Origin of the sequence: Hydrogenophaga sp., assembly GCF_051007235.1 — a bacterium.
GTDB lineage: Bacteria > Pseudomonadota > Gammaproteobacteria > Burkholderiales > Burkholderiaceae_C > Hydrogenophaga.
The window spans coordinates 1-3,998 of sequence record NZ_JBPCSJ010000264.1 but is presented as its reverse complement, the minus strand read 5'-3'; the positions used below and the strand labels follow the sequence as shown (position 1 = coordinate 3,998).

Here is a 3,998-nt window from a genome sequence, read left to right as displayed (position 1 = left end):
ATCGGCGAAGGGGCGCGGCGGTTCGGCGCCGGCGACTTCAGCCAGCCCATTCCCGACCGTTGCTGCAAAGCGCACGACGAACTGGGGGAACTGGCCAGCACCATCAACACCATGGGCCGCGACATCCACCAGATGCTCGAAGCCAAGCGTGCGCTGCTGCTGGCCATCAGCCACGAACTGCGCAGCCCGCTCACCCGCGCACGCCTGAACACCGAATTGCTGCCCGACAGCGCGGAGGTGAACCCGCAGCGCGAAGCCCTGCTGCGCGACCTGCAGGAAATGGCGGCCCTGATCAACGACCTGCTGGAGAGCGAGCGCCTGTCGGGCCAGCATTCCGCTTTGCAACGCGAGCCCACCGATGTGCCGGTGCTGGCCCGCGAGGTGCTGGTGGGTCTGCAGCCACGCCACCCCCGCTCGGCCGGTGTTCAGGTCATCGCCGATCCCGGTCTTTCAGCGGTATCGGTCGACCCGTCGCGCACCCGCTTGCTGCTGCGCAACCTGCTGGACAACGCCTTGCGCCACGGCGCCGACGCACACGAGCCGCCGCACTTGAAGCTGCAGGCCCGGACCGATGGCGGGGTGGACATCGAGGTGCGCGATTTCGGGCCTGGCGTGTCCGAAGAACAGATCGCCCAGCTCGCCCAGGCCTTTTACCGACCCGACAGCGCGCGCACCCGCAGCGCCGGTGGGGTGGGTCTGGGTCTGTACCTGTGCCGTCTGGTGGCACAGGCGCACGGCGGTGCCTTTGCGGTGCGCAATGCGCAGCCGGGGCTGGTCGTCCGCGTGCAGCTGCCCGGCGATCGAACAGGCTCTTGATGTCCGTCACCCGGTGGTGCGGCCTTCCATGTCATGCTGGGGCATGAACTCACCTCTGTTGCCCGGTTTCGCCACCCACCCGACCCGCTTCCTGTTCTTCACCGGCAAGGGCGGGGTGGGCAAGACCTCGCTGTCCACCGCCACGGCCGTCGCACTGGCCGATGGTGGCCAGCGTGTGCTGCTGGTCAGCACCGATGCGGCGTCCAACCTGGACGAGATGCTGGGTGTGCCGCTGTCCAACCGGCCGGTGGCGGTGCCGGGCGTGCCGCGGCTGCAGATGCTCAACATCGACCCCGACACCGCGGCCGAGGCCTACCGCCAGCGCGTGCTGGCACAGCTGGGCGCCGACGCCTCTGAAGATGAGCGCACCACCGTGCGCGAGCAGCTGTCAGGCGCTTGCACCACCGAAATCGCTGCCTTCGACGAATTCGCTGCGCTGCTGGCGGGCGAGGGTGTGGAAGGCGGGTACGACCACGTGGCGTTCGACACCGCACCCACTGGCCACACCCTGCGCCTGCTGAGCCTGCCCAAGGCCTGGACCGGCTTTCTGGCCGGCAACGACCGGGGCGCGTCGTGCCTGGGGCCACACTCCGGCCTCAAGATGCAGGAAGCGCGCTTCAATGCCGCGCTGCGCGCCCTGAGCGACCCGGCGCTGACCACGGTGGTGCTGGTCACACGCCCCGATCCGCGCCCCATGCAGGAGGCTGCGCGCACCGCAGACGAACTGCGCCAGCTCGGCCTGGCCAACCAGCGGCTGGCGGTGAACGGCGTGTTCCACGCGACCGATGCCCACGACCCGATTGCCCAGGCCATCGAACGGCTGGGTCGTGAGGCTCTGACCCACCTGCCCGATGCCCTGGCCCGGCTGCCGCGCGACGAAGTGCCGTTGCGGGCCTTCGACACGGTCGGCCTGCCGGCTTTGCGGGCGCTGTTGCAAGGTGGTGAGGTGGGGGCGTCCACTGTCGCCCCCGCCGTGCCCGCGTTGCCCGCAGAGCCTCTGGCACGCATGGCCGACGAGCTCGCCGCCACCGGGCACGGTCTCATCATGGTCATGGGCAAGGGCGGTGTGGGCAAGACCACCATCGCCGCGGCCCTGGCCGTGGGCCTGGTGCAGCGCGGCCACAGCGTGCACCTGACGACCACCGACCCGGCGGCCCATGTGGCCGACTCGCTGCACGGCAGCCTGGACGGCCTGAAGGTCGGGCGCATCGACCCCAAGGCCGAAACCGAGGCCTACATCAGCAAGATCATGGCCACGCGTGGCAAGGACCTGGACGAGCAAGGCAAGGCGCTGCTGCTCGAAGACCTGCAGTCGCCCTGCACCGAAGAAGTCGCGGTGTTCCACGCCTTCAGCCGCGTGGTCAACGAAGCACGGTCGTCCTTTGTCGTGCTCGACACCGCGCCCACCGGCCACAGCCTGCTGCTGATGGACGCCACCGGCGCCTACCACCGGCAGATGACGCGGCAGTACGAGGGCCAGATGGAAAGCAAGGGCCTGCACATCATCACGCCGCTGATGCGCCTGCAGGACCCGGACACCACCCGCGTGGTCATCGTGACCCTGCCCGAGGTCACCCCGGTCAGCCAGGCCGCCGCGCTGCAGGACGATCTGCGCCGCGCGAAGATCGAACCCTGGGCCTGGGTGATCAACAAGAGCATTGCCGCGACCGGCACCAACGACCCGCTGCTGCAGGCACGGCTGGCGGGGGAGCTGCGCCAGACCAGTCGCATTGCCAGCGGTCTGGCTCAACGCACGTTTGTGTTGCCCTGGCTGCCCGAACCGCCGGTGGGCGTGGCGGCCCTGGGCGCATTGGTGCGCTGAGTGCGGCCGCGATCAGGCGGCCTTGCCGCCCGCCAGCACTTCCGGCACCAGCGCTTCCAGTTCTGACCGCAGCCAGCGGTGGGCCTCGTCGTTGTGGTGGCGGCGGTGCCAGATCAGGTACATCGGCAACCGGGGGCAGGGCAGGGGCATGGGCACGCTGGCAAAGCCGTGCATCAGACCACGGGCCAGCAGGCCCGGCGCGGCGGCCAGCAAAGCGCTGCCGCGCAAAAAGGCCGGCATGCCGGCAAAGCCCGGCACCATGACGGCGAAGCGGCGCCGCACGCCGCGTTCGGCCAGGCTGCGGTCCAGGTCCTGTGCGCGCCGCGGCTCGTACACCACGGTCATGTGATCGGCGGCCAAGTAGTCCGCCAGTGAGCTGGGGGCGGTGCGCACCGCCGGGTCGTAGAACACCCGGTAGTCGTCTTCGAACAGGCGTTTTTGCAGGATGTCGGTGCCTTCCGGAGGGCGCGGACTGATGGCCAGGTCGCACGCGCCGTCGCGCAGCATCTCCAGGCTGGGAATGGCCGACGGCACCACCCGCAGGGACACGCCCGGTGCGGCATCACGCAGCCGTGCCACCAGGGGCGGCAGCAGCACATCGCGCTGGAAGTCGTTGGCGGCGACGGTGAGGGTGGTCTGCCAGTGCGCCGGGTCGAACGCCCCGGCATGGGCAAAACCCTGCAGCTGGTGCAGCAGTTCTCGCGCCCGTATGGCCAGCTCGCCGGCGCGTGCCGTGGCGACGATCCCGCGCCCGCTCTTGACGAACAGTGCGTCACCGGTGATGGCGCGCAGCTTGTCCAGCTGGTGGCTCACCGCCGATTGCGTCACCCCCAGCGCCATGGCTGCGCCGGTGATGCTGCCGGCTTCCACCACCGCCACCAGCAGTTGCAACAGGCGCACATCCAGGTCAGACCAATCGAAATCATTCATGCGTTTGATGATCTTTGATCTGTTTATCTTTGGCAATCGAAAACCAATACTCCCGTTTGACCCTCGTCCATCCACCCCACGCAGGAGACAGACCGTGAGCAAGACCATCCCCGGCACAACGCCCTTTGACGGTGGTGCAGCCCAAAAGGGCTACGCCCTGAACAAGATGTGCTTCTCCTTCAACCACAAGGCCAACCGCGACGCCTTACTGGCCGACCCGGAGGCCTACATGCAGCAGTACGGGCTGAACGCGGAGCAGGCCGAGGCCATCCGCTCCCAGCAGGTGCTGGCCCTCATCGCCGCTGGCGGCAATGCCTACTACCTGGCCAAGTTCGCCGGCATCTTCGGTCTGGACATGCAGGACATCGGCGCCCAGCAGACAGGCATGACCAAAGAGCAGTTCAAGGCCAAGCTCGTGGCCGCGAATGAC

General features: G+C 68.6%; 4 protein-coding genes. 3 read left to right on the top strand and 1 reads right to left on the bottom strand.

Annotation, left to right across the window (positions count from 1 at the left end; translation table 11 throughout):
* Both ACR2JA_RS09530 and arsA read left to right on the top strand, forming a co-directional pair.
* Positions 1-816, top strand: an 816-nt coding sequence (locus ACR2JA_RS09530) for a HAMP domain-containing sensor histidine kinase (protein ID WP_434008849.1), incomplete at its 5' end; no start/stop codon positions are given.
* Positions 817-859: 43 nt separating this feature from the next.
* On the top strand, positions 860-2,638 hold the full coding sequence (arsA, locus tag ACR2JA_RS09525) for an arsenical pump-driving ATPase (protein WP_434008848.1): 1,779 nt from the start codon (positions 860-862) through the stop codon (positions 2,636-2,638).
* Positions 2,639-2,650: 12 nt separating this feature from the next.
* Here the strand turns inward: arsA and ACR2JA_RS09520 are convergent, their stop codons facing one another.
* On the bottom strand, positions 2,651-3,568 hold the full coding sequence (locus ACR2JA_RS09520; protein ID WP_434008847.1) for a LysR family transcriptional regulator: 918 nt from the start codon (positions 3,566-3,568) through the stop codon (positions 2,651-2,653).
* A 7-nt stretch (positions 3,569-3,575) separates the two neighbouring features.
* On the opposite strand from ACR2JA_RS09520, the gene ACR2JA_RS09515 reads away from it, so the two are divergent.
* On the top strand, positions 3,576-3,998 hold a 423-nt coding region (locus ACR2JA_RS09515; RefSeq protein ID WP_434008850.1), incomplete at its 3' end, for a protocatechuate 4,5-dioxygenase subunit alpha.

Excerpts from the sequence above, each read along its gene's own strand:
- arsA (WP_434008848.1), top strand. The coding sequence starts at position 860 with ATGAACTCACCTCTGTTGCCCGGTTTCGCCACCCACCCGACCCGCTTC.
- ACR2JA_RS09520 (WP_434008847.1), bottom strand. The coding sequence starts at position 3,568 with ATGAATGATTTCGATTGGTCTGACCTGGATGTGCGCCTGTTGCAACTG.